This is a genomic window from Roseobacter insulae, assembly GCF_019375555.1.
GTDB lineage: Bacteria > Pseudomonadota > Alphaproteobacteria > Rhodobacterales > Rhodobacteraceae > Roseobacter > Roseobacter insulae.
In genome coordinates this window covers 112,960-138,494 of sequence record NZ_JAHXDN010000004.1, presented here as the reverse complement: position 1 = coordinate 138,494, position 25,535 = coordinate 112,960, and the positions used below count along the sequence as shown (strand labels likewise).

At 59.3% G+C, this 25,535-nt stretch carries 23 protein-coding genes; 10 read left to right on the top strand and 13 right to left on the bottom strand.

The annotated features are described in order from the left end of the window. Positions 1 to 236: 236 nt before the first annotated feature. A complete protein-coding gene (locus KX928_RS14860) occupies positions 237 to 1,670 on the top strand; it encodes a pyridoxal phosphate-dependent decarboxylase family protein (protein WP_219504221.1) in 1,434 nt (477 codons plus the stop codon). Positions 1,671 to 1,824: 154 nt separating this feature from the next. On the opposite strand, the gene KX928_RS14855 is transcribed toward KX928_RS14860, so the two are convergent. Together KX928_RS14855 and KX928_RS14850 are read right to left on the bottom strand one after the other, a co-directional pair. After that, positions 1,825 to 3,036, bottom strand: coding sequence for a flavin-containing monooxygenase (locus KX928_RS14855; protein ID WP_219504219.1), 1,212 nt, complete (start codon positions 3,034 to 3,036; stop codon positions 1,825 to 1,827). A gap of 24 nt (positions 3,037 to 3,060) precedes the next feature. After that, the gene (locus KX928_RS14850) at positions 3,061 to 4,140 is read right to left on the bottom strand and encodes a class I SAM-dependent methyltransferase (protein ID WP_219504217.1); all 1,080 of its coding nucleotides are present in this window, start codon (positions 4,138 to 4,140) and stop codon (positions 3,061 to 3,063) included. A gap of 113 nt (positions 4,141 to 4,253) precedes the next feature. Here KX928_RS14850 and KX928_RS14845 point away from each other — a divergent pair, with 113 nt between their 5' ends. Beyond that, the gene (locus KX928_RS14845; RefSeq protein ID WP_219504215.1) at positions 4,254 to 5,285 is read left to right on the top strand and encodes a GlxA family transcriptional regulator; all 1,032 of its coding nucleotides are present in this window, start codon (positions 4,254 to 4,256) and stop codon (positions 5,283 to 5,285) included. A 105-nt stretch (positions 5,286 to 5,390) separates the two neighbouring features. Here KX928_RS14845 and KX928_RS14840 read toward each other — a convergent pair whose 3' ends face one another. The 4 genes from KX928_RS14840 to KX928_RS14825 form a co-directional block, all read right to left on the bottom strand. Continuing rightward, complete coding sequence (locus KX928_RS14840; protein ID WP_219504214.1) at positions 5,391 to 5,840, bottom strand: cupin domain-containing protein; 450 nt, start codon at positions 5,838 to 5,840, stop codon at positions 5,391 to 5,393. A gap of 23 nt (positions 5,841 to 5,863) precedes the next feature. After that, complete coding sequence (locus KX928_RS14835; protein WP_219504211.1) at positions 5,864 to 6,487, bottom strand: carboxymuconolactone decarboxylase family protein; 624 nt, start codon at positions 6,485 to 6,487, stop codon at positions 5,864 to 5,866. A gap of 87 nt (positions 6,488 to 6,574) precedes the next feature. After that, positions 6,575 to 8,062, bottom strand: coding sequence for a flavin-containing monooxygenase (locus KX928_RS14830; protein WP_219504208.1), 1,488 nt, complete (start codon positions 8,060 to 8,062; stop codon positions 6,575 to 6,577). 29 nt (positions 8,063 to 8,091) lie between these two features. Beyond that, complete coding sequence (locus tag KX928_RS14825) at positions 8,092 to 8,532, bottom strand: cupin domain-containing protein (RefSeq protein ID WP_219504205.1); 441 nt, start codon at positions 8,530 to 8,532, stop codon at positions 8,092 to 8,094. A 157-nt stretch (positions 8,533 to 8,689) separates the two neighbouring features. Between KX928_RS14825 and KX928_RS14820 the strand changes: the two genes are divergently transcribed. Further along, the gene (locus KX928_RS14820) at positions 8,690 to 9,679 is read left to right on the top strand and encodes an AraC family transcriptional regulator (protein ID WP_308342344.1); all 990 of its coding nucleotides are present in this window, start codon (positions 8,690 to 8,692) and stop codon (positions 9,677 to 9,679) included. A gap of 175 nt (positions 9,680 to 9,854) precedes the next feature. Here KX928_RS14820 and KX928_RS14815 read toward each other — a convergent pair whose 3' ends face one another. Continuing rightward, a complete protein-coding gene (locus tag KX928_RS14815; RefSeq protein WP_219504203.1) occupies positions 9,855 to 10,415 on the bottom strand; it encodes a sugar O-acetyltransferase in 561 nt (186 codons plus the stop codon). A gap of 264 nt (positions 10,416 to 10,679) precedes the next feature. Here KX928_RS14815 and KX928_RS14810 point away from each other — a divergent pair, with 264 nt between their 5' ends. Then, positions 10,680 to 11,732: a hypothetical protein gene (locus KX928_RS14810; RefSeq protein WP_219504200.1), complete on the top strand. Its 1,053-nt coding sequence runs from the start codon at positions 10,680 to 10,682 to the stop codon at positions 11,730 to 11,732. Here KX928_RS14810 and KX928_RS14805 read toward each other — a convergent pair. Continuing rightward, positions 11,692 to 13,260: a winged helix-turn-helix domain-containing protein gene (locus tag KX928_RS14805; RefSeq protein ID WP_219504197.1), complete on the bottom strand. Its 1,569-nt coding sequence runs from the start codon at positions 13,258 to 13,260 to the stop codon at positions 11,692 to 11,694. The genes KX928_RS14810 and KX928_RS14805 overlap by 41 nt on opposite strands. A gap of 169 nt (positions 13,261 to 13,429) precedes the next feature. Here KX928_RS14805 and KX928_RS14800 point away from each other — a divergent pair, with 169 nt between their 5' ends. From KX928_RS14800 to KX928_RS14780, 5 genes are all read left to right on the top strand, one after another. Beyond that, positions 13,430 to 14,365 carry a homocysteine S-methyltransferase family protein gene (locus KX928_RS14800; protein WP_219504194.1) on the top strand — a complete coding sequence of 312 codons (936 nt, stop codon included), beginning with the start codon at positions 13,430 to 13,432 and terminating at the stop codon, positions 14,363 to 14,365. A 153-nt stretch (positions 14,366 to 14,518) separates the two neighbouring features. Then, entirely contained in the window at positions 14,519 to 15,097 is a 579-nt protein-coding gene (locus tag KX928_RS14795) for a hypothetical protein (protein ID WP_219504191.1), read from the top strand. 62 nt (positions 15,098 to 15,159) lie between these two features. Beyond that, positions 15,160 to 15,759, top strand: coding sequence for a GNAT family N-acetyltransferase (locus tag KX928_RS14790; protein WP_219504188.1), 600 nt, complete (start codon positions 15,160 to 15,162; stop codon positions 15,757 to 15,759). Positions 15,760 to 15,842: 83 nt separating this feature from the next. Beyond that, complete coding sequence (locus KX928_RS14785; protein WP_219504185.1) at positions 15,843 to 17,354, top strand: cytochrome-c peroxidase; 1,512 nt, start codon at positions 15,843 to 15,845, stop codon at positions 17,352 to 17,354. Between the two features lie 225 nt (positions 17,355 to 17,579). Further along, positions 17,580 to 19,208 carry a DUF1217 domain-containing protein gene (locus KX928_RS14780; protein ID WP_219504183.1) on the top strand — a complete coding sequence of 543 codons (1,629 nt, stop codon included), beginning with the start codon at positions 17,580 to 17,582 and terminating at the stop codon, positions 19,206 to 19,208. 302 nt (positions 19,209 to 19,510) lie between these two features. Here the strand turns inward: KX928_RS14780 and KX928_RS14775 are convergent, their stop codons facing one another. The 5 genes from KX928_RS14775 to KX928_RS14755 all read right to left on the bottom strand — a co-directional run bounded on the left by KX928_RS14775 (position 19,511) and on the right by KX928_RS14755 (position 24,213). Continuing rightward, positions 19,511 to 20,794, bottom strand: a complete 1,284-nt coding sequence (locus KX928_RS14775; RefSeq protein WP_219504180.1) for a TRAP transporter large permease — start codon at positions 20,792 to 20,794, stop codon at positions 19,511 to 19,513. Next, positions 20,791 to 21,339, bottom strand: a complete 549-nt coding sequence (locus tag KX928_RS14770) for a TRAP transporter small permease subunit (protein ID WP_219504176.1) — start codon at positions 21,337 to 21,339, stop codon at positions 20,791 to 20,793. The genes KX928_RS14775 and KX928_RS14770 overlap by 4 nt, the downstream gene beginning before the upstream one ends. 26 nt (positions 21,340 to 21,365) lie before the next feature. After that, complete coding sequence (locus KX928_RS14765) at positions 21,366 to 22,397, bottom strand: TRAP transporter substrate-binding protein (protein WP_219504173.1); 1,032 nt, start codon at positions 22,395 to 22,397, stop codon at positions 21,366 to 21,368. A gap of 18 nt (positions 22,398 to 22,415) precedes the next feature. Beyond that, a complete protein-coding gene (locus tag KX928_RS14760) occupies positions 22,416 to 23,240 on the bottom strand; it encodes a putative hydro-lyase (RefSeq protein WP_219504171.1) in 825 nt (274 codons plus the stop codon). A 94-nt stretch (positions 23,241 to 23,334) separates the two neighbouring features. Beyond that, positions 23,335 to 24,213 carry a LysR family transcriptional regulator gene (locus tag KX928_RS14755; RefSeq protein ID WP_219504169.1) on the bottom strand — a complete coding sequence of 293 codons (879 nt, stop codon included), beginning with the start codon at positions 24,211 to 24,213 and terminating at the stop codon, positions 23,335 to 23,337. Positions 24,214 to 24,443: 230 nt separating this feature from the next. Between KX928_RS14755 and KX928_RS14750 the strand changes: the two genes are divergently transcribed. After that, complete coding sequence (locus tag KX928_RS14750; RefSeq protein WP_219504168.1) at positions 24,444 to 25,523, top strand: coiled-coil domain-containing protein; 1,080 nt, start codon at positions 24,444 to 24,446, stop codon at positions 25,521 to 25,523. Positions 25,524 to 25,535 lie beyond the last annotated feature (12 nt).

The following is a 25,535-nucleotide window of genomic DNA, read 5'->3' as shown; positions in this document are numbered from 1 at the left end:
GCGGGTTGATTGCCACTTCGGCGGGATGCGTTGCGGATGTCACGATCCGCCCGCACCCGCAGTGCTTTTGGTGCAGAGCCCGTCTGCGGATGCCCCGATGACAGGGCTGTCTGCCAGCATGCCGCGGGCAAAACACCGGATGAGAAAACTGCTTTGACTTAAATTCGCATGTGCTAGCCTACGTTTCGGAGATCCTTTCACACTGTTTTTGAAAGTATCATGAGCCGGAGGCGCATATGGCGGATAGTCCCGCGAAGACCAGCGGATTGACAGAGGGCCAGTCAGGAGCTCTCGACCTCGCCTACAAGGCGGCGCGGGCTTACAGGGAGACCCTGCCACAAGCGCCAGCGCGCCCGGTACTGGACATCGACGCCGCGGTCGCCAGGTTTTCGGCCCCTCTTGCAGAGGCGGGATTGCCCGAAGAGGAAGTGATAGAGAACCTTGTGACGGCTGCGGATGGCGGGTTGCATAAAATGTCTGCTCCGACATTCTTCGGCTATGTGCTCGGGGGGTCGCATCCCGTTGGTGTCGCGGCGGATTTTCTGGTGTCGGCCTGGGGGCAAAACGCGGGGTCGTCCTTTGAAACCCCGGCCATCACCGGGATGGAAAGGGCAGTACGCGACTGGGTGATCGACCTGTTGTCGCTGCCAGCCGACAGCGGCGCGGGCATTGTCACAGGCGGCAGCGTTGCCAATATGGCCGGCATCATGGCGGCGCGTCACGCCCTGCTTGCTGCGCAGGATTGGGATGTGGAAGAGCAGGGATTGTTCGGTGCGCCGGACGTGCCGGTTCTGATCGGTGCCGATGCGCATTCTGCCCCTTTCGCGGGGCTTCGCTATGCTGGCTTCGGTGCCGGGCGGGCAGTCAGGGTGGCAACCGATGGTGAAGGTCGAATTGATGCCGAGGCGTTCGAAAAGGCCTTGGCAGCCTGCACGGCACCACCGCTGGTCATCCTGCAGGCAGGCCAGATCAACACGGGCGCCTTCGACCCCTTTGCCGACCTGATACCCCTTGTGCGCGCGCGCGGAGGCTGGGTGCACGTGGACGGCGCTTTTGGCTTGTGGGTTGCGGCGGTGCCGGAGCTTGCCCATCGGTTGGCAGGGGTCGAACAGGCGGATAGCTGGGCGGTTGATCTGCACAAATGGCTGAACGCCCCGTTCGACGCCGGGATGGTCATTGCGCGGGACCGCGCGCCCCTCGTGGCATCGATGTCGGCAAGAGGCTCCTACCTGCCGGGGCTGACAGCGCATTGGGAGCCGTCGGATTCGACCCCGGAGTTATCGCGCCGGGCGCGCGGTGTGCCATCCTATGCGATCCTGCGGCATCTCGGCCGGTCCGGTCTGCGCGACATGGTCAAACGCCATTGCGAGCTGGCACAACGCATCGCCGACGCCTTGGCGGAAGAGCCGGGGGTGCAAGTGCTCAACACCATCCACAGTAATCAGGTTATTGTCGCATGTGGCCAAGGCAACCAGAAAGACACGCAGACATTACGTGTCCTGAAACGTGTTCAGGAGCGCGGCAATGTCTACCCCACGCATGGCGAATGGGACGGTCAACAGATCATTCGGATATCGGTCATCGGCTATGCGATGCAGGATGAAGATGCGGACCGTGTGGTTGCCGAAATCATTGATGCCTGGCGGTGGTGCCAGCAAAGCACGCCCTGAGGGGAAAGATCGACAAGCGGCGTATCCTGTCGCGGCGCATCCAGGCCTGGGGCAGCGGCTGGCATGCGGATTGTGTTCGCCATTGTGGCCTTGCGCTGTAACGCCCTGATGGCGGGCGCAGACGATGGTCCGCGCCCTACTTTGGTTTGTGGGGTCAGCCCTCTGCGCCATCCAGCGCGAGCGGCTGCTTTCCGGGTGGGCTGGTGAGTGATTGCCTGCGCACCGCCGTCGGGTTTCGTGAACCAATGGCGTTTGCAATGCGCTTGCCACTGATCCCCGCAGCATAAAAGAAGCCTTGGAAAATGACGCCGTAGCCGGTGAACCACAGGTCCGGATTTGCAGGGTCGCTCTGGCCCATCGGATGGGTAGGATATCCCTTCGCATCCAGGACGCCCAGATGACCAAATACCTCCTGAAGACCGGCGTGATACCCGGTAGCGCAGATCACAACATCCGGGCATATCTTGCGCCCGTCGGACAATTCGACCGCGGTGGGCGCGAAGCCCACGGTTTCTGCAACCGCTTCGACCCGTCCCGATTTCAACGCCGCCACGAACCCGTCATCAAGGGCAAATGTCACTCCGTCCGTGAGCATGCGCGTACCACCCCCCACGACATGGCGCCGCAACCCGTGCCGACGCAGATTGCCGAAAAAGAGCCATTGCATGATTGCGAAAATCGGATCAAGCGACCGTTTTGGCAACCGTGCGAACAGGTTCGCCAGACGGTGCAGGGGAAAACCGAAAACACGGGTGGGCAGGATGGCAGGCCCATGCCTGACAGAGACCCAGACCTTGCCCGGGCGGGCGCGCGACAAATGGTTCAGAACGTCGGTGCCGGAATTTCCGGCGCCGATGACAAGAACCTTCTTGTCGGTGTAGTCCTGCGGATCGGCGAAGTCTGCGGCGTGGATGACCTGACCGCCGAAATCCTCCATGCCAGGCCAGACCGGCATGGATCTTTCCCGCTCCCGGCCGGTTGCAACAATAAGGTGAGCGGCGCAATAGCTTCCCTTGTTGGTGTCGACGTGCCACATGTCGTTCTTGCGCTCTATGGCCTGAACCTCTGTTTCAAAGTGGATGGGCGCGTCCAGCTTACGCGCATAATCGGTCAGATATTCGATGACCGATGCCTTGCGCAGATAGGTGTCCGTGTCGCGAACCTTCAGGTGGCCGGGAAGCCGGGCAAAGCGACGGTGGATGTTCAGACGCAACTGCGGGTGACGCGCATGCCAGGGTGCTGCAACCCGGTCTGATGCTTCCAGAATGGTGACAGGAATATCCCTTGCGCGCAGCTGCTGTGCGGCGGCGAGGCCCGAGAGGCCAGCGCCGATAACAATGGTGTTGTTTGTTGTGTCAGGTGTCATGTTGAACTCCTTGGGTGCCGCCGGTCAGTGACGGGCGACGAAGTAAGCATTGATCGGATCATGCGGCAGGCGGTGGGTTTCAACCTGACCAAATCCGGCGATTTCAAGGTACTCATGCGCAGTCTCGACACCCCACATCGTGCCAAGCCCCGGACCTCCCTGGCCGATGGAGATCGGCGTGCAGTGCATCAGCGAGATGGTGTAGAGCAGGGGCGCAAACGGGTTGTTCTTGTTTGTCTCCAGATCGCGCGAGCCGCCGATATCCTGCATCAGGAAGACACCGCCCTCGGCCATCGAATTCGACACCAGATGGAGCAGACCCTGTGGGTCTTTCTGGTCGTGAACCGCGTCAAATGCGGTGACGAGATCAAATGTGCCAAGCGATGTTACTTGGCTGAGGTCCTGTTGGCGAAAGGTCAGGTTAGACAGGTTCAGTCTTCGTGCCGTGGCTTCGGTCTCTGCAAAGGCATCGCCGCACAGATCGAAACCCGTGAAGGTGCTGGCCGGAAATTCCCGGGCCAGCGCCAGCATCGCACGCCCGCCACCGCAGCCCACATCCGCAACGTTGATGCCATTTTCCAGCCGCGCAGCCAGTCCCGGTACAAGCGGCAATATCTGGTCGGTGAGGGCGGCAACAACCGTTTGGGCGCTGTCTTCTGCCATAACCGCATGAAACCGGCAGTAATTGTGGTAGTGAGTGCCAGCGCCGTCCTTGAAACGCGCGAGCATCTCTTCTTCGACCGCGGCCGACACGCCGATGAACTGGCTTGTTACCGCGATATTGTTCGGAGATGCCGCGCGCGTCAGGAAAGCCGCGTGTTCAGCCGGCAACCTGTAGGTTTTGGGGGCCGCTGCATACTCCGCGACGCCAGCCGTCACCATGACGCCCAGCCATTCGCGTACGTACCGCTCTGACAGTCCGGCCCTGTCGGCCAGCTCCTTGGAGGTCACGTCTCCTGCTGCAGAGAGCACATCGAAGAGGGCGGTGCGATGACCAAGCGAGGTCATCAGCGCAAGGGCGGCCTCGTTCAAGGTGCCGACAAGTCGGTTGGCAAAGGCTTCGGCTCTGGTCTCGTCAAATGCGACTGCGGATGGGGTGTTCATGTTGTGTCTCCAATTTGCTGATAAAATACGCCAGTGCGACTCCGGTATTGCCGCAGTCTGCCGTCAGATGATATGCTTGAAAATGATCAAATCGGTGAAAATCGGACTCACTCATGAAACCTCTGGAGAACGGATATCGCACGGTTGTGGTGACCATGCCCTGCGTGGGCACGTCGACGGCGTTCTGCATTCTGGACGCGCTGGCCTCCGCCGGGCGCGACTGGGAAATGCTGCATGGCGCGCAGCCCAAACCGCAGGTGTTCGATGCGGTCATGTTGTCCGTCGATGGTCAGGCATATAACGATATCAACGGTCGGCGGGTCACGCCTGACGGGGGCCTGACCGACTGCACGCGCCCGGATGTTGTCATCGTGCCGGACCTGCATCTCGATCCCTGGGCAGCTGAGCCGAAAGAGTTTGCGGAACTGGTGCCATGGATCGTGGAAGCCTACGAAAATGGCGCTCTGGTTACATCCGTGTGTTCCGGTGCAATCCTGTTGGCGGCGGCTGGTCTGCTGAACGGTCTGGATGCCACCAGCCACTGGGCCTTTTGCGACGTCATTTCCCAACGGTTTCCCGAGGTGCGAATGCGGCGTGAGAGAATTCTTGTTCCCGCCGGAGAAGGCCACAGGATTGTCACTGCAGGTGGGGCCTCCTCCTGGGGGGATCTGGTGTTGTATCTTGTCGGACGTTTGGCCAGTCACGAGGAAGCGCGACGGCTGGCCAAAGTCTATCTGTTGCAGCCCCATAGCGAAGGGCAATTGCACTACGCGTCGCTGGTGGCGGGGGCGCAGCACGAGGATGGCTTGATTGCGGAGGCCCAGATCTGGGCCGCTGATCACTATGCCGTGCCGACACCGGTTGCCGCGATGGCCGCCCGGTTTGGATTGCGAGAGCGCAGCCTGCTGCGGCGTTTTCGCAAAGCGACGGGACAAACGCCGGTCGAATACATCCAGACACTCCGAATCGAAGAAGCCAAGCAAATGCTTGAGGCAACGGACATGCCGATCGAAGATATCGCGGCCGAGGTCGGGTATACCGAGACATCGAGTTTTCGGAACGCGTTTCGCCGTTATGTCGGCATGCCAGCGTCCACCTACCGCAAGAAAAGGCTGTTCCCGGTCACGCATCAGGCGGCGCCGTGATGCCCGTGTGGTGGTCAGTCATCCGCGGATGCAGCCTTCGCCAGCTGCACATCAGGTGCACCGCGTCATGAGGCAGCCGTCTTTCGTGCTCAGCTCGTGGGGCCGTTAGTCATTGGCCTCCGGTGGCAGGAAATCCACGTCGTGATCTGCCGAGATTTTCACCACTTTTTCGACGTCCGTGAGATCGTGCAGCGCTTCGAACAGGTCTTTCAGTTTGCCCATCGGTGACACCCAGAACAGGGCGCGACAGGGTTTGTCGGACTTGTTGAAATATCCGTGCGGGATGCCGCGCGGCATGCGGACGATATCCCCTTCCTTGGCCTTGGTCCAGACGCCATCCAGCTTCAGGTCAAGCTCGCCTTCCTGAACCAGAATGAATTCATCCTGCGTCGGGTGGATGTGCACCGGCACATAATCCCCCGGCTCCGAGTTTGTTTCGAACGCAAAGGTGCTGTCGCAAACGGCTTTTGGAAAATAAGTCTGGCCCAGAATGTTCCAGGTCGTTTCCCTGTAGCCCAGACCGTTTTTCGTAATGCCTTTTTCGAGGTCTTCCATAGTTCTCTCCCTTCGTCTTTGCCTTATGTGGCCGGCAGGCCGCGGGTATTGTCACCCGGCGGCTGTGATCCGTCATTTGTCCATGAGAATGCCGCCTCGCGCCACTTGTCACGGTAATCGTAGTCGGTCTGCAACGCCAGATTAAGCCGATTGTAGGAACTGAAATCGCTGACCAGATGAACAAGCTGCACAATGCCTTTGTCCGTCAGCCCGATGGTGCGCAGGCCATCGACGTCCCGATCAGTAATCTCGGCCCCGCCGACGTTGGCTTTCAGGGCAAACTCAAGAATGGTTCGCAACCGCCCTTCATCGACCACCTCGATGCCCTGCCTTGCGAGGTCAGCCACGTAATCCTCTTCGGTTCCCAGACCGTAGTTGAGTATCGTGCAAAAGGCGGCGGTACAGTAAGAGCACGCATTCGCCCTGGAGACCAGAATGCCGACATGCTGGATTTCCGGCAGGGACAGCTCTCCCATCTGCCACAACACCTTTGTCGATCCCAGTTTCGCCTTGAGATACTCGGGGAAATTCATCTCGACAGTGAAATGATTGGGAACATCCCCTTCCATCTCGGTGACCCAGGCAAAGATGTCCTGGATAACGGGGTCATCCGTTTCATCGGGTGACCAGATTTTCACACGAGCCATCGGAAGTCTCCTTCAATTGTGTCTGGGCTTTTCATGCGTCCCTACCTATTACGTGTGCCGTGCGCACCCTTGAGACCACGCAACACCTCATGACGCCTGATAGGGCGGCGTTGTTGCGAGGAAGCGCCCGTAAGCGGCGGCATCGGGGTACGAGAACTGCTCCGCCAAGGGATTGCCGCGTTTGGTCATGGTGGCACCCATATCCGCGAGGAGTTCATCGAAATGCTTGAAATGGAAGGGTGCCGAGCACAAGCCGCCATAGATTTTGGCTGCCGGCCGTTCGGTCCGTTTCCAGTTCAGCATCATGTCGATGTTCGCATTCATCTCGGCGTCTGTCGGTTGTCGGGCCAGTTGCCCGTCCGCGTAGCGCACCAGCCAGTTTGCAATCATTTCGGCGGACAGGACGGTGCAAAAGCTGGAATTGAACCCGACGAATCCCATGTCCGGCACATCGGGGTTCACCGACAGCCGGTAGACCCGATATTGTCCATCGCTCTCGATCAGCTTGTCCTGAAATTCCAAGGGGAGGTAAGGAACACCCAGTTTCCAACCCACGGCCAGAATGGCGATATCACAGGGAACCACATCCCCGGTATTGAGTTTCAGCCCCTCCTCGGTGTAGCGGTCGAATGTGCCGATCACGGGTTTGATTGTGCCTTCGTTCAGGCATTCGAACAGACCGGGCGTCACGATCGGGACGGAACAGGACACCTCTTTTTCAATGGGTGTCCTGGGCACCATGTTGTGTTTTTTTAAGCCCAGTTGCAGCTTCAGCAGTGTCTCCAGCCCGCGGAAATTGACCCAGACCAGCGGCTTCAGGGCGGCTGCGATGACGCGCTGAAACGGGCTCTTGCCCCATTGATTGAACTGCTGTTCCTGCGCCCGCATGTACAGCAGATGCTTGAAGTTGATGCCGCCGACGAAATAGGGCACCCGCCAGACATTTTCGAGATAGACAAGACGCACCGATTTTGCCCCGCTGTTGACGGCGTTCACAGCGATGTCGGTAGCGGATTTTGACCCGCCCAGCACCACCACGTCCTTGCCCCTGACGACCGAAGGATCGGTGTATTCGGAGGAATGCATGACCTGACCGCCGCGCGCAACAAACCCCTCCTGCCCGGGGTGGGTGATGATGTTCTTGTCAGAGAACTGCCCCGTGCAAACGGATACGAAATCGAAATTTTCGGTCCATTCCCGGCCTGCGGCATCGATGGTCAGTGTCCAACCGGGATGTCCGTCAGCGCGGCGGTTCATTGCCTTGATATTTGTATTAAGGCGGAACAATCGGGCAAGCTTGTGCTTGGCAGCATACGAATGCAAATAAGCGTGCACCTGCGGGCCCTTTGGCCATTCGGGATACGCCTCCGGCATCGGGTGATCGGTGAAGCAATAAAGATCCTTGGGGGACTGTGTCTGAACATCCGGATATGACCGCGATGGCTCCCATACGCCGCCAAAGTCGTGACTGCGCTCAAAGCCCACGACCCGGTGACCTTTTTCATCGAATGCCTTGGCGGCCGCCAGTCCGCTTACGCCGCCGCCGATCACGGCAATCTTCTTTTTCGGTATCATCTTGTTGGTTCCCATCTGTCCGCCCCAGCTCATGCGTCTGCGGGGGGCGGCAGAAAGTCGACTTCGTGCAGTGCGGACAGGCGCACCAGTTCCCCGGGGTCCGTGACACCATCCAGCTGGACAAATAGGTCAAAGAGCTTGCGCGCGGGTGCTACGCCGAACACGCATTTGGCTTCGGTTCCGGACCGATTGAATATTCCATGCGCCTCGCCCTTGGGCATCCGCACGGTGTCGCCCGGGCCTGCGTTGTGCACATCGCCGAGAAATTCGATCTCCAGCGTGCCGTCCAGTACGATGATCCATTCGTCCTGCGTGGGATGTATATGCGGTGGTACAAAAGTGTCTGCCGGCACGGTTGCGTGCCATAGAAACGCATCATTGCTCAGCAGTTTGGGGACATATGTCTGCCCGACAACGTTCCAAGATAACCCCTCAATGCCCTCAGCGGCTTTTGTCACGCCTTTTTCCATTACCCGGATACCACTGTTTTGGTGATGTTTCAGGGAAACTGCGCCAGAATCGCCAAAGCGTTTATCCAAAAAACGAACGGGTGTTCGGTGCGAAATTGTTCAGGCTTGAAATAATGCGCGGTCTCTCTAACCTGACTGTCCAACCTATGAGGACCATGTGACAACTGCCGAGGCCCCAGCACGCGCCGCGTTTCTGTCCCGCCACCCGCTCTTTCGCACGGGTGATCTGGATGAAGCACGCCACTGCGTGGCGCAGAAGTTTTGTGACCACCGGCTTGAGATGGATCGGCGCGAGACCCCCCTTGCGGTTCAGCACAATCACGTGGCTGGTGAGAACGTCTCCGTCAACTACTTGCACTACGGGGCGGATGTGACAATCGATCCCGGCATGCTCGGGTCGTTTTACCTGTTGCAGATACCCCTCTCGGGCAAGGCTCTGATCCACCACCGCGGAGATGTTGTTGCAGCCGGTTCCGACAAGGCCACACTGCTCAACCCGGACCGCGAAACCCGCATGCACTGGCGGGGCGACTGTCAGAAGCTTCTGTTGCAGGTCAGCCGAGAGCATCTGAATGCTGTCGCGACCGGCCTGATCGGTGCTCCGCTACCCGGTCCGATCAGGTTTGACACCGAAGTTGACCTGACCACGCCCAACGGTAGCGAGCTGAAACGCATGGTGGTTTCCTGTGCCAGAGCCATCGACGCGGGTGATCTTTTTCAAGGACTGTCGGCTGCCAGCGACATGCGGGTTGAAACTGATCTGGCCCTTGCCCTGCTGACGCTTCAGGCGAACAATGTTTCGCACATCATTGACCGATCTGACGGCGGAGCAACGCCTCGCGGGCTGCGTCTGGCTGTCGAGTATATCCATGGCAATCTGACGGAACCGCTGTCGCTCCAACAGATCGCGACACATGCGCAGATGAATGTGCGGACCCTGCAAAAAGGGTTCCGGCGGCGGTTCGGCGTGACACCCATGCAGTTTGTTCGCAATGCCCGGCTGGATGCCGCGCACTACCAGCTCACATCGCGTCGGGATCCGCCCACCGTGACCACGGTCGCCTTTGGGAACGGATTTTCCCACTTGGGCCGGTTTTCCAGGGATTACAAGGCGCGGTTTGGCCGCTTGCCGAGCAAAATGCACTGAAAGTCAGCAGGTTTGCGCCCGGTGGGGATCCCCAAGTTGATCCACGATGCGCTGCGCCGCGCGTTGCATTGCGTCGCGACATGTGGTCCCGCTGTCCTGCAGGCCAGTGGGATGCAACGCCGGTAAGCCCAGCGAGACTGCGGTCCTCTGCGCCGGCGCGCCATCTGATAGTGCTTCACCGCTTCCCTCTGGCGATAGGTCGTGCCGGGTTGCCGACAACGATCTGACCGGCGGCCACGTCCTTGGTGACCACGCTGCCCGCGCCGACAACGGCCCCTTCGCCGATCGTCACGCCCGCCAGGATGATGGCGCCGCCGCCTATCCAGACGCGTTTGCCGATATGCACAGGGCGCGCAATCTCCAGCCCTTCGATGCTTCGTTTGATCGGGTCGGTGTGATGCTCTGCACAGTATATCTGAACATTTGGACCAAGCTGGCACCGGTCTTCGATCACCACTTTCGCACAGTCCAGTATCGTGCAACCCGCGTTGAGAAAGACGTGTTCGCCGAGTTCGATATTGATACCATAGGCACAGTGGAAGGGCGCTTCGATTATCGCCTCCCGCGCGGTCAGAAGTGCGGCGAGCGCCGGCGCGATGTTGCCTCGTTCAGCGGGGGGAAGCGTGTTGTGTTGATGCACGGCGTCCCGGGCGGTTACTCTGAGCGCCTCCAGTTCATCGTCAAGGCACGTGTACCATTCGCCATCCGCCATTTTCTGCCGTTCGGATTTCGCCATATGCACCGCCCTTTCCGTTTCGCCGCTCGCCGGGTCTGCAACCCCGGCCGGCACCATTGCCCGAATACAGAGCCTATCAGGTTGCTGCCCGTCGGCTCAACCGGGTGCAGGCCTGAACATTGGCCGCGTGACCCGGCCGGAGCGTCCAGATTTTTCGCGGGGCCACCTGCGCAGAGCCGAAAGTCGTTGGCAATGGGCATCCGCTTGGCCTAGTGATCATAGCCGGGTGGCATGGTGCCATCGGAATGATCTGGGGCAGGGCGCGTGCGGTCCATAGCAAGTCGCTACAACATGCTGGTGCTGTCTTTTGGATCTCTTCTGATCAACACGATGCCCGTCTGGGTCGCGGCATTGACGGACGAAAACCGGGTGTCGGACAGTGTCGCGGGTCTGCTGGGAAGCCTGGTGCTGCTGGCCGCAAGCCTTGCCTGTGGTGCTGCCCGGTACGTCGCGCGTCCCTTTATGGACCGGCTTGCGCCGATGCTGGTACCTGCTGGCCTCGTGTCGTTGGCAACTGCAAAGGCTGCGCCGCTGATTGTCACCGTCTTATCCTGTGCCATGCTTGGCCTGTCGCTGGGTCTTCTGACGGCTCGCGCTCTGTCCGGTGTCGGTGCGGGCGCGAAGCTGCAGCGGGCGATTGCATCAGCCCTCGCGATGGGCTTGATCGCAGCACTTGTCGTCTACCTGTTACTGCCTGTGAGCGGTGTGGACCCGTTATGGCTGTTGTCAGCCCTTTCGCTGCTTTTGCTGATCGGTGGCTCTGGCAACCTGCCCGAAGGCCGGAACGCGTCGCTGACTGCCACGCCGGTCTGGTCCGGCTTCCCGGTATTCCAGTTCCCGTTTTTCGTCATGATGGGGGCTTATTGGTCCTTTCTGGAGATTTTTGCAGGGTCCATCGCCTTTCCCGGCGCGTTGTCATTCTGGCTATTGGGCAGTTTGTTGACGGGGGCGCTGGGGTCGGCACTCGCCGCTGCGGTGGTGCAGCGGCAGGGACACTGGCTTGCCAGCGGTGCACTCATATGTGCTGCGGCGACCGGCGCGTTGAGTTACCTGTCAACGGACATCGTGTTTCTGGGGCTTATGGTTCTGACAAACGGCTTTTTCCTTTTCCTTTACTTCCCGTTTTATCTGTCCGGTCGGGAGCATAAGGAAGGTGCAGCCGCGAAACGCATGGCGGTTTACCTGTTCGGTTTTGCCCTCGGTGGCGCGGTCGGCGCGGGCCTTTTGAGCAGTACGGGGTTCGTGGGTCTCGCCCTTGCGATCGCGCTTTCCGGGATTATCGGTTTGCTGAGACGTCACCCGCCGGATCAATCCTGACCATCAGCCCCGCCTTGAACCAGTTTTCCAGCGCCAGCTCAATAATATCCTGATTTTCCTGCAAGAGTGTCAGCTCGTCGTGGACCCGGTTTTCAAAATCCGGGAATACCTGCCGCAATACTTCTGCCTCTGCCCGCGCGGCATCCACATCGTCCAGTGCCGCATGAAACCAGACCAGATGGGCATGATACCAATAAAAGCCCGGCATCGGGACCAATTGGATCTCTGCAAGCGCCTGATCGTATCGCGCCAACCTGACATAGCGCCAGGCTCTGGCGAAGTGATACCATCCGGGGTGCTCCGGGCTCAGCTCCATCGCGCGGTCCAGCAGTTCGATCGCCAGGTCTTCGCGCCCCAAAAACGCATAGCAATGCCCGATTTCAGACAAGACATCCGAATTGCCGGAATTGAGCGCGAGCGCTTTGTCCGCCGCCGCGTCAAAGCCCGAGACATCCAGCGCAAAGAGCCGGCACATGGCCAGCGCCACCTGGGCAAAGGCGTTTTGCGGGTCCGCGGCGGCGGCCTTTTCGGCGGCTTCCAGTGCGAGGGGCAGGACATTCACACCAATGCGTTCGTTCACGTGATAGCGATGCTCTTCGAGCAGGATGACCGCGTAGGCAGCCCAGCCGTCAGCAGCATCCGGGTCCTCGGCGAGTGCAGGGGGGAAGTCAGCGCGCAACCGTGCATGCAGGTCCGGATCATAGGTCCGGTAGAATTGCCGGAACGCGGCGACGAGCCTGTACATCTGCCAGCTTTTATAGGGGGCCGCGCGCGCTCTGATGGCCGCTTGCCGTGCGACGGGGCCATGTGGCCCGGCGAGGCGCCCCGCGCAGAGCGATGCTATCTGATCCTGCACATCGAAAAGCGCATCCAGCGAGGCTTCGCGATTGAACTGCTCCGTCACGAGGATCGCCCCGGTGTCGGTCGAGGCGACCTGCACCGTGACACGCAACCTTCGATCAGAGCGCCGCACGCTTCCTTCGACGGCATAGTCGACAGCGTACCTGTCAAACATCTGAGCGTGATCAAGGCGGCCTGCCGCAATGGCTTCAGAGGTGTTGCGCGCAAGGACTTTCAGATCCCGAAACCGCGACAGGTTTGAGATGACCTCGTCCGTCAAGCCATCACTCACAAAGTGATCTGCGGGGTTTCCCCCGATGTTTCGAAATGGCAGCACGGCAATGCAGGGTTGATTGCGAGGCGACTGATTTGCAACTGGCTCCGGCGCAACCTGGCCCTTCAGGCGAAAGCCCACCCCATGCACCGTCTCGATGATCCGCTGAGCACTGCCACTGTCACCGACAGCGCGCCGGGCTTCCTTGATCGCGGTGGATAAGGTGGCATCGGTAATGATCCGCCCGTCCCAGACCCGGGCGATCAACATGTCCTTAGTGACGATTTCGCCCGAGGCGTCGACAAGTGACTTTAAAATTCCGGCGGACTGACGGGTCAGCCGATGCGTCTCCCCGGCGCGGGTGACCAGCATCCGGTCAAAATCTACTTCGGCATCCCCGATTGAAACCTTCATGATCTGTCACACGCATATTCTGAGTTGCTGTTACGCTTGCACTACCACAGCTTCCAGAACATCTCAGGAATTTCTCAGCCTTTGCTCAAGCTTGGCCAAGCCCCGTCCGGTAGGTCCTTGCGTATCGACAGCCTGCCGCCTTTCCGGCACCCCAACAAAGGATTGAGAGATGAAGTATCGACACGCATTGCCCCAGCTTGCCGGCAAGCAGATGATCACGGATGGCGGACTTGAAACAACGCTTGTGTTTCACGAAGGCATCGAGCTGCCGTTGTTTGCAGCGTTCAAGGCGCTGGAAACGGACGCGGGACTGCGCGCCATGGATGTCTATATGCAGCGTTATGCGCGATTGGCGACAGATGAACAGCGCGGCTTCGTCATGGATACACCGACATGGCGGGCCAGCGCACGCTGGGCGACCGAGCTTGGACTCTCCCAAGACGATTTGCGGGAAATTCACCGCGAAGCAATCGTGACCCTGGCCCGATTGCGCGACGCGCGGGAGACACCGGCGTCACCCTTCGTGATCAACGGCGTGCTCGGTCCGCAGGACGATGGCTACGCGCCCTCGCGTCTGCTGACGGTCGCTCAGGCCGCCGCGTATCACAAGCAACAGATCGGATGGTTCGCCGAATTTGGCGCTGACATGGTCTCGGCGGCGACGCTCACATATTCCGCCGAAGCCATTGGTATCGTTATCGCAGCCAGAGATATCAACATACCGGTGTCGATCTCGTTCACACTGGAGACGGACGGGCTGCTGCCGTCAGGCGAAACCCTCAGGGACGCAATTGCGGCGGTGGACCGGGCAACAGACAGCTATCCGGCCTACTTCATGATCAACTGTGCGCATCCGGATCATTTTGCGCACGTGTTGGAAGGGGAGTGGACCACGCGGATTATGGGCTTGCGCGCCAATGCGTCGCGGATGAGCCACGCCGAACTGGACGCCTGCGAGACACTGGATGACGGTAACCCGGTCGAGCTGGGGCAGCTTTATGCCGGGCTCTCGGATGTGCTGCCGAACCTGACGGTCATGGGCGGCTGCTGTGGCACGGACCACCGGCATGTCGCCGAAATCTGTCAGGCCACGCGGGCTGCCTGACCCCGAAACATCCGGTTGTGCCCCGGGCGCGACCTGACCAAGACATTCCGGCGCCCCGCAGACGGGCCACCGGAATGGGGGCGGCGTTGTACAGCAATATGATTGCACCGCCGTTCAAACCTCCTCCCCACCCTACAAAAATGGATTTCAAAAATGAAAAACCTTCTTCTTTCGACAGCCCTGCTGTTGCCCCTGATCGGCCCGGCCAATGCCGACAACCCGGACGCATTTGATGTGGCCGAAGACCATACCCGGATTTTCATGGCAGCCACACCGCTGCACGAAAATGGCATGCCCGCACATGGCAATGCATTCGTTTCGCAGGGATATATCTATCCAGAGGGCACGCTGGATGCCGACACGGCGGGTGTTCTGCCGGATGGCAGCCCGGCCTTTCCGGACCTGGTTCTGGGCACATGGACCTGCGACGGGTACTTCGTCGGCGAGGCGGGCAATGCAACCACCGGCGTTTGGGTGATCAGCCGCCAGGTGTTTGACTTCAAGGACGGTGACATGATCGTCACCCAGGGATCGGAGATCGCGGATATAGGGGTGGAAAACGCCCGTCCGATCACCGGTGCGACGGGTGATTTTGCCGGGGTTGACGCGCCGCTCGTGCAAACTTTGCTGGGCTTCAATGAGCATATGGCAATCAACGCGACGTTCCGCATTCGCGGCGAGGACGATCATGCCCTGCTGATGCGACAGGATCACACCGTCACCGGGGACTGACCCACCTTGCAATGCGCCCGCCCATTTCCACTGGGGCGGGTTGTACCTGAAGGATATCGAAAATGAATATTGTTTCAAAAGCCGGGACCGAGGTTTGCGCCGCCCGACGCTCGGATGCGGCTGCTCTGGCCGACCTCATCGTGATAGCCGGAGACGGGTTGCCGCTTGTCTTGTGGGAACAGATGCGCGAAGGGGACGAGACCGCGATGGACGTCGGCCGCCGCCGGGCAAAGCGGGATGCCGGCGGCTTCAGCTGGCAGAAATCGGACGTGGTGCGAGACGCCGAGGATTTGGTGATCTCCGCGCTGGTCAGTTATCCGCTGAAGCAGCGGACGCCCGCGCCCGATATTGCGCAGGCGTCGGCAGTTTTCCGCCCCTTGCTGGCGCTCGAAAACCTGGCCGTCGGGACGTGGTACATCAATGTATTGGCCACCTTTGAGCACGCACGTGGACAGGGGGCGGCGACGGCGCTTTTGCAGCATGCCGAGACGCGCGCACGCACGTCGGGATACACGGCTCTCAGCCTGATCACAGGCGATGTGAATCCCGCGCGCAAACTCTACGAAAGCCTTGGCTTTGTCGAAGTGGCACGTGAGGAGATCGTCAAGTCTGGCTGGTCGTACGACGGCACGGAATGGCTTCTCTACCGCAAACCGGTCTGACACCGGGGGACGTCCGGAATGTCCGGAAAACGCAGGCGTGCGCCGCGCCGCCAATCGCAATGCAGGTAAACAGAATCGTGAAAATGCTCTCGAATTATCTAAAACCACGATGGCCGATCTGTATCACCGGCCTTACAGGCGTCCTGTTCATTTTGCTTCTGGGCAGTGTCAGTTCGCAAAGTCAGCTTGGTGGCTATCGCGAAAATCGCCTGCCCAAGCCTCTGGAAGACGCGGACTACCTGTATGATGGCGCGCCACCCAAGGCGCTTTATGAACTGGGGCGGCTGCTTTTTTTCGATCCGGTTTTGTCCGGTAACCGCAATATCTCGTGCGGAACGTGCCACGACCCGGGTCTTGGGACAGGTGATGCGCTGGCTCTGGGCATCGGCGAAGGTGGCCATGGCGTTGGCACGCAGCGCGTCACCCGCGACCCGGTTCCGGGACGCATTCCGCGCAATGCGCAATCCTTGTGGAACGTCGGTGCGCGGCAATACCGGTCGATGTTTCATGACGGTCGTCTGGAGGTGGACGCAAGCGGGTTGGAAACCAGCGGTTTTACCAATCCCGCCGGGTCCGATCTGCCGCCGGGACTGCCCAGCACACTGGCAGCGCAAGCGCTGTTCCCGGTTACTTCCGGGCTTGAAATGGCCGGTCAACGCCATGAAAACCCTGTCGCCGATGCCGTGGCTGACGACAACCGCCCACTTGCCTGGGCAAGGCTTGCCGCGCGCCTTGCCGCCATCCCCGAATATGTCGATCTGTTTCGGCTGGCCTTTGATGACGTCGCCGCGGCGGATGACATCACCTTCACCCACGCCGCCAAAGCCCTCGCCGCTTTCCAGACACAGGCTTTCAGATCGGATCAAAGCCCTTTTGACAGGTTTCTCAGGACCGGCGATGCGTCAATGTTGTCACGCGATGCGCAACAGGGTCTGAAGCTGTTTTTCGGCAAGGCGAATTGCGTGTCGTGTCATAGTGGCCCGCTGCTTACCGATCACCGCTTTCACGCCATTGGCATGCCCCAGACGGGCCCCGGCAAGGGCCATGGCGCGGACTTCACCTATTGGCGCGAAACCGGTCTGCCCGGTCGGCTCGAAGATGAAGGGAGGTATCGCGTCACTTTCGATCAAGCAGATCTCTTTGCATTCCGAACGCCGTCGCTGCGCAATGTTGAAATCACCGGACCCTGGGGTCACAGCGGGGCGTTCAAGACCCTCGAAGGGGTTGTGCGGCATCACCTCGACCCGGAGAGCTCTCTCGATGCCTTTGACAGTGATCGGATCAGCCTGCCGAGGCTGGATCAAGTGATCAGACCCGCTGGGCGGGGGTCTGTCACTCACTTCGTTCCCCTGACCGCAGCACAGATACGCGCCTTTGAGAAAAAGGACAGGTGGGTTCAGAAATCCGATGGTCTTCGGGGGCGCATCAGGTCGCGCAACACGCTGGCGTCGATCTCGCTGTCGCGGGAAGACATCGCCCATATTGTCGCGTTTCTGGGCAGTTTGACCGACCCGAGCGCATTGGACCGCAGCGATCTCCTGCCCGCCGGTGTGCCATCCGGCTTGGCGCCACAGCCCGCGCCATCAGGGCGCTGAAGCCGCTAAGTGCGTTTCTGGTGGTCCTGTCGCGCAAGTGCATCGGGCCAATTAGCAATGGATCGTGAGATCACCTTCCGGATGCGTTCAGAGCCCGGCTAGGGAATTCTTTACCGATCCGGTGTAAGGCTGAATGCAAACAACCGAGGTTTCGCCGATCATGCAATGTCGTTTTGTAACAAGTATTGCCACTAGCGTTCTGACACTTCCCGTGGGAGAGCCGTTGTGACGTTTGTGCCAACCGTTGTCGGGTCTGGCGTTGCCGGCTACGCGTTTCTGAAACGCACACGCGACGTGCAGCAAAACCTTTTCGAACAAAACCCGCTGATTGCGCGCGAAGCGACGCAGTTTTCTGACAAATTGAAGGATATCCAGACCTCCGATCAACTCATGGAGGACAGAACCCTGCTCAAGGTGGCTCTTGGAGCATTCGGTCTGGACGATGATCTGGACAATCGCGCATTCATCAAGCGAATTCTGGATTCCGATCTGAGCGACAACAAGTCACTGGCGAACCGCCTTGCCGACAAACGATATCTGGCCTTTGCGCAGGCATTCAATTTCGCAAGCGATGACGGCCCGCGACTGCTGCAGGAGCGCACGGCAGATGAGCTGACGGTAAAGCTGCAGGCGCTTCAGTCTTCCGATGACCTGTTGGCAGACCGCTCGCTGCTTCGGGCTTCGCTTGAGAGGTTTGGATTGGAAGGAAATCTTTCGAACACGTATTTCCTCAAGCAAGTGCTGGAATCCGACCTCTCGGACGAAAACTCATTTGCAAACCGGATGCCCGATGCGCGTTTGGTAGAATTTGCGAAAGCCTTTGACTTCTTCGGGAAAGAACAGGGCAAGAGCAAACTTGACACTATCGTTGATACGTTTTCGGGTTCTTTCGACACGATCACCACGACAGCGGACTTGCTGGATAATCCTGTGCTGCTGGAAGAAGCGTTGCAGATATTCGACCTGGACGACATCTACACAACGGATTTTCTGACAAACGTCCTGAACTCTGATTTGAATGACGAGGCGTCTTTTGTCTATTCGCTGGAGGATGACCGGTTTGCGCGTTTTGCAGGTGCTTTCAGCTTCAACACTCCGGTTCTGGACGAGAATGGCGATCCGGCACTTGATGGCGACGGCAACCCGGTTGTCGAAAAAAGCCGTCTGCAGGTACTTGTCGAAGCCGCTTCGGCAAGCAGCGGATCACTTGACAGCCCGGATGATTTTCTGGACGCGACAGCGCTGCGCGACGCCGCGTTGGATCTCTTCGGGATTGCCAACACCGTCGCTTCGCGCGGTCTTGTCGAACGCATCTTGAACTCCGACCCGGAGGTTGCGACGTCCTTGGTGAACGTGTACCCCGATGAAAGATTTACAGCGCTTTTCAACCTGTTCAATTTCCGTGAGCCTGAAACCGCGAGGGTGTATCCCGAAGGGTTTGTCGAGCAAGTGACCCAGAATTATCTCGACCGGCAGTTCGAGATTCAAGTGGGTGAGAGCGATCCGACAATGCGCGTCGCCCTGGCGCTTGAGCGGGAACTGAAGCAAGTCGTCGACGCCGGGACAAGCAATGATGCAAGCTGGTTCTCCATCATGGCGTCACCACCTTTGCGCGAGGTCTTCGAGGGGGCCTTCCGGTTGCCATCCAGTTTCGGCAGCATTGACGTTGATCAACAATTGTCGGTGCTGAAAAGCCGGGCCGAGCAGTTTTATGACACCAGCGAAGTCGCCGATTTCGTAGACCCTGAAAGGCTTGAAAGCCTGAGGCAGAGTTACCTTCTGTCGAGCAGCGCCCAAAGCCTGGGCTCTTCTTCGGGCGCCAATATCGCCTCCATCATCCTGTCGGGGTTTTAGCGGGTCGGGTCATCTGGCGAGGTCCCTAACGGATGATGGCGAGCCTGCGCAGCATCGCGGGCTGGCCTGTGAACCACAATCGGGTGCAGCGCATTTGGAGAGCCGAACGGGAGACCCTGTGAAAGAGAGCGTTGTGTTACACTGAGGCTAGGGTGTAGGCGCAAGAGGCTTGCCTGCCAAGAAAGACCGTGAGTTCCCAAGCGGCGGAGATCAAAACCGAAATCCTTGGCGCGAGAAAACCTGTACTCCGGGGTTTTTTCTGACGATCCGCGTTGAGGATGATGAAAGCTGACCCAATGCCCCTATTGCAGGAAATTCGGTAGAAAGAGCGCGATGCCGGGGAAGGCAATCAGAAGAAATGCCATCGCAAGCATCGTCAGGCAATAGGGCAGGGCGCCCAGCATGACTTCGTTCAAACTGCCGGATTTTCGTGCGCCCTGCACCACGTAGAGGTTCAGGCCCACGGGCGGCGTGATCAGGGCCATTTCGATGAGCACGATCATCAGGATGCCGAACCAGATCACATCATAGCCCTGCGCCACAACCAAGGGCACGATGATCGGGATGGTCACAACCATCAGCGACAGCGTTTCGATAAAAAAGCCCAGCACAATATAGAGCACCACAACCACGAGGATTGTCTTCAATGGCGTCAGTCCAAGCCCTGTCATGAACTCGGTCAGTTCGCGGCCAAGCCCGGCCGAGGCGAGGGTGAAGTTGAGGAAGGACGCGCCAATCACGATCAACATGATCATGGAGGTGATCTTGACGGTCCCGGTCAGGCTTTGCGTCAGCATCGGCCAGGACACTCCGCCAAATGCCAGCGCGATCAAAAACGCACCGGCGACACCCACGGCGGCGGCCTCTGTCGGGGTGGCCCAGCCAAGGTAGATGGAGCCGACGATGAGCCCAAACAGAATGAGTATCGGGATCAGGTCGATCAACGCCCGCAGCATTTGTGCGAAGGGGAAGGTGCGACGGGTGCCGCCCAGATCCGGCCGGATCAGGCAGATGATCGCTGTGACCGCCATGAAGGCGATGGCAAGAAGGATGCCGGGAACAAGCCCCGCCAGAAAGAGCTGTGGGATGGAAGACTGCGTTAGGAATCCGTAGACGATCAGATTGATTGAGGGCGGAATCATGATGCCCAAGGTGCCACCCGCCGCGATCGCGCCTGAAAAAAGCTTGGGATCGTACCCCAGCTTTTCCGCCTGAGGCATGGCGACGGTGGCGACGGTCGCGGCCGTCGCCACGGAGGATCCTGACGTCGCCGAGAACATGGTCGCGGTAGCGACATTAGCGTGCACCAACCCGCCGGGCAACCATGACACCCAGCGGTCCAGGGCGGCGTAAGTGCGCGTCGCAACCCCGCTTCGGACCAGAATTTCGCCCAGCAGGACGAAAAACGGGATTGCGATCAGGGTGGCCGAATTTGACGACGACCAGACCATATTTCCAAGACCGCGGATAAGCGGAAAACTCGAAAAGAAGGTGTCAATGCCGAACCCCAGCAGGAACAGTACGATGCCAACCGGGATAGAGAGCGCCAGAAGGCCCAGGAGCCCGACAGAAACATATCCGATCATTGCAAAGTGTCCTGTTCTGCAAAGGCTCCGACAAAGCTTTCGGTTTCTTCGTGACGTCGCTTGAGCAGCAAGCTGAGGGCCGCAAGGGTGGTGAGCGCGGACATCAGAGCAAACCAGAGCCAACCCGCGAACCACGGCATCTGCACCCAGATCAGCGGGGTCTCAAGCGGCGTGTTGGCCGTTGATCCGTTGACGAGGGAACGTTCCACGACCGGCCAGGCCTTGATTGCGATCGTGATGATGACCGCAGACATCACGACCATGGAAAAGACGTCAAAAATTGCCCGCCCGAAGGTGCCGGCCCGGCTGCGCAGAAGGTCAATGCGCACATGTCCCATCTCGAGCAGCGTGTAGGACATACCCCACGACGTCGCGAGCGCCATGGCGTAGCCCGCGATCTCTTCTGTTCCGCCAAGGGACGAGCCGATCTGGCGCATGATGATGTCGATCAACACGAAGCCCGCGCAGATCAGCAGGCCAAATCCGACGGTCAGGGCCACGGCTCTGTTGATTGTGCGCAGGCGGTTTATCATCGTCAGTTCCATGATCGGAGCGTCCCTTGGTCTTTGCGTCAGTTGATGGTCACACCGACAACCTGACCCACGCTTTCGTTCCAGCGTGTGGCCCAGTCGCCGCCGGCGCGCTCTGCCCAATCTGGCAGCACTTCGCTGGTCAGGATGTCACGCGCGCGGGCGAAGTCGGCGTCACTGACCTCGACGAGGGTCATCGCGCGCGCCTCGCCCGAGGGGCATTCGCCGTTTCCGGTCAGGCAGGCGATGTCATTGACCAGGGCATTCTGCGCGCTGTCCCATGCCGGATCCTCGAAACCACTGACGATTTCAGCCGAGATCAACGCCTGCGTGTCGCTGTTCAGGCTGTTCCACTTGTCCATGTTCATAGCGGTGACAACCGAATCCCAGCCACCCAGCGGGATCGGCAGCAGATGGGTCGAGACTTCCCACCAGCCCGCGCTGTAGCCAGACCCGGCGCCGGTCACGGCGCAGTCGACAACACCATTCTGCAGCGCACCGGGCACTTCGGAGAAGGACACGTTCACCCCCTCGGCCCCCAGAGCTTCCAGCAGTTTGGCGGTCATCCGACCGGAGGCGCGCACTTTCAGACCTTCCATATCGGCAAGGCTGGAAATCTCGGCGTTGCAGAACACCACCTGAGGCGGATAGGGCGCAATCGCCAGTACGTGAGAGTTGAAGCGGTCGCGATAGATATCGGCAACCATGGGACGTGCTGCATCGACCATGGCACGGGCTTCGTCCGCGGACAGGGCCAGCAGCGGCACATCCAGCCCTTCAAGTTCGGGGGCATCAGCCACGGCATAGTCTGCCACCGTCATCGCCACGTCATAAACTCCCTGCCCGAGCAACGGATAGATGTCCCCCAGCCCGAGGCTCATCTGGTTGTGCGTCGTAAGTTCGACACTGACGGTACCCCCGGAGGCGGCGGGCAGCGTTTCGCCCCAGAACGGGGCCTCGTATTGCTTGTGCAGCGGCAGGCTGGACCAACTGCCCACCACAGCAAGGTTTTCGGCGATGGCAGGTGTTGCAAGCGCGGCGCTTGCAATCAGCAGTGAGAGTGTCTTGTTCATCGGGGGTCTCCTCGTTGGTCAGTGATTTGGCAGAATTGTCGTTTCGGCACCCTCGGCGACATCTGCAATCAGCATGTGGCCGGGTGCATGTGTGATGCAGATCGGAAGCGCTGCTTGCAAAAGAACGTTTTGCGGGGTCACGCCGCAGGCCCAATAGACCGGCACCTCGCCGGGCTTGATCTCGACCGCATCGCCCCAGTCGGGTTTCGTGAGGTCTGAAATCCCGATCTGCGCCGGGTCACCCATCGCGATCGGGGCACCATGTGCTTGTGGATAACGCCTGCTGATCTCCTTGGCCTGATCGACGAGATGCTCGGGGATCGGGCGCATCGTCACCACCATGTCGCCCCCGAACATACCTGCAGAAACAAGCGCGATATCGGACCGATACATCGGAACATTCTTGCCTGTTTCGAGATGGCGCACGGGAACGCCATTACGCAGCAGCGCGTTTTCGAATGTGAAGGAGCATCCCAAAGCAACCGTTACAAGGTCATCGGACCATTCACGCGAGATGTCGGTGACCTCGTCGCTCAGCTGACCGTTTCGGAAAACACTGTATCGCGGGACGTCCGTCCGAATGTCGATGTCATGGCCCAACGTTGGTAGCATCGGGTCGCCACTGTCTCCCACCGCGACGATGGGACACGGCTTGGGGTTGCGCTGGCAGAACCGCAGGAAGTCCAGGGCAAAACGCTCAGGCAGAATGGCAAGGTTGCACTGGAGCTTTCCGGCCGCCAGCCCGGCCGTATGCCCATCATAGTCACCGTTGCGGATCGCTGCGCGCACTTGCGCGGCGGTCTGGTCAACGAGGTCGACATGCGAAACCCGTGTCGTTGTCATTCAGGCAGCCCCCGTGATTCCCAAGAACCATCACATGCCACCGCAATTTCACGCAAATTATCATTTTGTATCTATAGCGATAGATTTTTTGAATTCACTTGGGGTGTGTCCTGTCCCATGTCACGGCCACGTCACGTGCAATCACCGCGCTGTTTTCGACAAGGAAGCTGCGAGGTTCCGACAGGTATGACGCTGTAAATGCGAGAGGCCGCGGGCGAAAGCCGGGGTCGAACTCAACGATTTGTCCGGCTTCCAGAAAGTCGTTGGCCAAGGCACGTGGGTAGGGGCCGACGGCGATTCCTGCGGCGATCATCTTAAGGCTCGCTGACAGGGAAGCCGACGCATAGACACGCAGGCCCGGGCCGACCCGCCGTGACAACTCCGACATCAACTCGCGGTAAGGGCGGGTCTGGCTGGAGTAGGAGATAACCGGGATCTTGCCCAGATCGGTTTGTTCATTTGTCGTGGACCGGTACCAGTGCAGGTCGAAAGACGGCAGATCAAGGTTTTCGACCGTGAACTCCGACACCGGCCCCATCAGGAACGCCATGTCCAGCCTGCGATCCAACAGGGCGGCCCGCAGGTTCAGCGAGATATCGACCGTCAGGTCAACATTGACACGGGGATAATGTTCGCTGAAGGCTTCGAGAAACTCCGGCAACCACGCCTGAGCGATGGTCTCGGACGCGCCGACGCGAAACAGGCCTTCCGCCTCTGATGGGTTCGCGACGCGCTGCTTGATCTCCTCTTCCACGAAAAGCATCTGTTCGGCATAAGACAACAGCAGTGTCCCGTGCTTTGTCAGCACCAGGTCTCCCTGACCGCGCTCAAACAGTTGAACGCGCAATTCTTGCTCCAGTTTGGAGATCCGGGTCGAGACCGCAGGCTGCGACAGGAACAACCGCTCTGCAGCCTTGCGAAACCCGCCGAGGCGGGCCACCCAAAGAAACGTCCGGATCTGGTCGAATGTCATGCGCCATTCATCACATGAATCGATTTTTCGCGCGATCAAATAATCGGAGCGTGTTGCGTGGCCGTTTCCCGCTGCATCTGTGGCACTGTGCCCGATGCGCACCACCGCCAATCTGACGGGGGCGAAAAAACGGGCTGTCACCGGGAAGAGAAATGCAAGAGACTTAAACCTGCCACAAATGCGTATATGGTGGCGAACGAGAAAGCTGATGAATCGGAAAAGGACAATTGATGGCGGATTTGGGCGCGCAGGTTAAAGAGTCGCAGGCGCAGGTGAACGAGGCTCAGGCCAAGATCGCCGAGTTGACAGGCAGAATTGAAACGGCGCGAGCCAAGATCAAGGGTGGCGAAGATGCCATGCTGGATATTGAAAACGCCTCGCTGGAAGATGTCCACGCGCATACCGAAATCATGAACGCCAATATCGCCGAACTGATCATGGGACTGGATGATATCACATCCGCCTTTTCGCGTGATTTTGACGAAATGCGCAACAAGACCGGCTGGGAGGGGTTTGTTGGTATTTTCAGCAAGGCCAAATCTGACAGCATGCGACAGGAACGTGTGCGCACGGCCAGCATCGATGACAAGCTGCAGGACCTGATCAGCAAATCGGACATCATCGTGAAACTGCTCGAAGGACAGCTGGCAACGCTGGAGGAGCACAAAACCAAAGTGAGCGATAATCTGAACGAAACGCTGGACGAGCGAGAAATCAGTGTCGGGGAGCTTGAAAACCTGCGCGCCGATATTCAGGCGCTGGATCCCAAGATCATCGAGCTGGAAAACAAGATCGCCAATGAAACCGATGCGGCGGCACGCACCAAGCTGGAAACCGAATTGGCTGATCTGAATACGACCTACAACGACATGGTTCAGCAGGAGCAGGTCAAACTGGCCAAGTCGCAAACGCTGGAACGCTATATCGAAAAGGGAAAAACCTGGGTGGACAGCCTGCAAAATCAGGCGGCTACCCAGATGGTGCTGATAAACAAGCTGCAAACCGACACCAAGCAACGCGTCGTGCTCTATGATGCGCTGACCAAGTCATTGAAAACGGCGCAGCAACAGGATGTCGCGCACCGGATCAACGAAATCGGCGTCGAAACAGATCAGGAGGCGCAAACCGCCATGGCAGGTATCGGTGCTGCGACAAACAAGAAGATGGCCGAAATGATGGAAGCGCACGAGGACCACATGGTTTTTGCCCGCGATGTATTGGAGGCCAAGGCCAAGGCCGACGAACGGTTTGCCCGCAGGTTCCAGAAGATCATCGATAAGCACGACAAGAACCTTTATGGCACGGAATGAATGTGACGTTTA

Excerpts from the sequence above, each read along its gene's own strand:
- KX928_RS14770 (WP_219504176.1), bottom strand. The coding sequence starts at position 21,339 with ATGGAACTGACGATGATAAACCGCCTGCGCACAATCAACAGAGCCGTG.
- KX928_RS14755 (WP_219504169.1), bottom strand. The coding sequence starts at position 24,213 with ATGACATTCGACCAGATCCGGACGTTTCTTTGGGTGGCCCGCCTCGGC.
- KX928_RS14845 (WP_219504215.1), top strand. The coding sequence starts at position 4,254 with ATGAAACCTCTGGAGAACGGATATCGCACGGTTGTGGTGACCATGCCC.
- KX928_RS14805 (WP_219504197.1), bottom strand. The coding sequence starts at position 13,260 with ATGAAGGTTTCAATCGGGGATGCCGAAGTAGATTTTGACCGGATGCTG.
- KX928_RS14750 (WP_219504168.1), top strand. The coding sequence starts at position 24,444 with ATGGCGGATTTGGGCGCGCAGGTTAAAGAGTCGCAGGCGCAGGTGAAC.
- KX928_RS14815 (WP_219504203.1), bottom strand. The coding sequence starts at position 10,415 with ATGGCGAAATCCGAACGGCAGAAAATGGCGGATGGCGAATGGTACACG.
- KX928_RS14775 (WP_219504180.1), bottom strand. The coding sequence starts at position 20,794 with ATGATCGGATATGTTTCTGTCGGGCTCCTGGGCCTTCTGGCGCTCTCT.
- KX928_RS14795 (WP_219504191.1), top strand. The coding sequence starts at position 14,519 with ATGAAAAACCTTCTTCTTTCGACAGCCCTGCTGTTGCCCCTGATCGGC.
- KX928_RS14840 (WP_219504214.1), bottom strand. The coding sequence starts at position 5,840 with ATGGAAGACCTCGAAAAAGGCATTACGAAAAACGGTCTGGGCTACAGG.
- KX928_RS14790 (WP_219504188.1), top strand. The coding sequence starts at position 15,160 with ATGAATATTGTTTCAAAAGCCGGGACCGAGGTTTGCGCCGCCCGACGC.
- KX928_RS14785 (WP_219504185.1), top strand. The coding sequence starts at position 15,843 with ATGCTCTCGAATTATCTAAAACCACGATGGCCGATCTGTATCACCGGC.
- KX928_RS14850 (WP_219504217.1), bottom strand. The coding sequence starts at position 4,140 with ATGAACACCCCATCCGCAGTCGCATTTGACGAGACCAGAGCCGAAGCC.
- KX928_RS14765 (WP_219504173.1), bottom strand. The coding sequence starts at position 22,397 with ATGAACAAGACACTCTCACTGCTGATTGCAAGCGCCGCGCTTGCAACA.
- KX928_RS14835 (WP_219504211.1), bottom strand. The coding sequence starts at position 6,487 with ATGGCTCGTGTGAAAATCTGGTCACCCGATGAAACGGATGACCCCGTT.
- KX928_RS14760 (WP_219504171.1), bottom strand. The coding sequence starts at position 23,240 with ATGACAACGACACGGGTTTCGCATGTCGACCTCGTTGACCAGACCGCC.
- KX928_RS14860 (WP_219504221.1), top strand. The coding sequence starts at position 237 with ATGGCGGATAGTCCCGCGAAGACCAGCGGATTGACAGAGGGCCAGTCA.
- KX928_RS14855 (WP_219504219.1), bottom strand. The coding sequence starts at position 3,036 with ATGACACCTGACACAACAAACAACACCATTGTTATCGGCGCTGGCCTC.
- KX928_RS14825 (WP_219504205.1), bottom strand. The coding sequence starts at position 8,532 with ATGGAAAAAGGCGTGACAAAAGCCGCTGAGGGCATTGAGGGGTTATCT.
- KX928_RS14830 (WP_219504208.1), bottom strand. The coding sequence starts at position 8,062 with ATGATACCGAAAAAGAAGATTGCCGTGATCGGCGGCGGCGTAAGCGGA.
- KX928_RS14800 (WP_219504194.1), top strand. The coding sequence starts at position 13,430 with ATGAAGTATCGACACGCATTGCCCCAGCTTGCCGGCAAGCAGATGATC.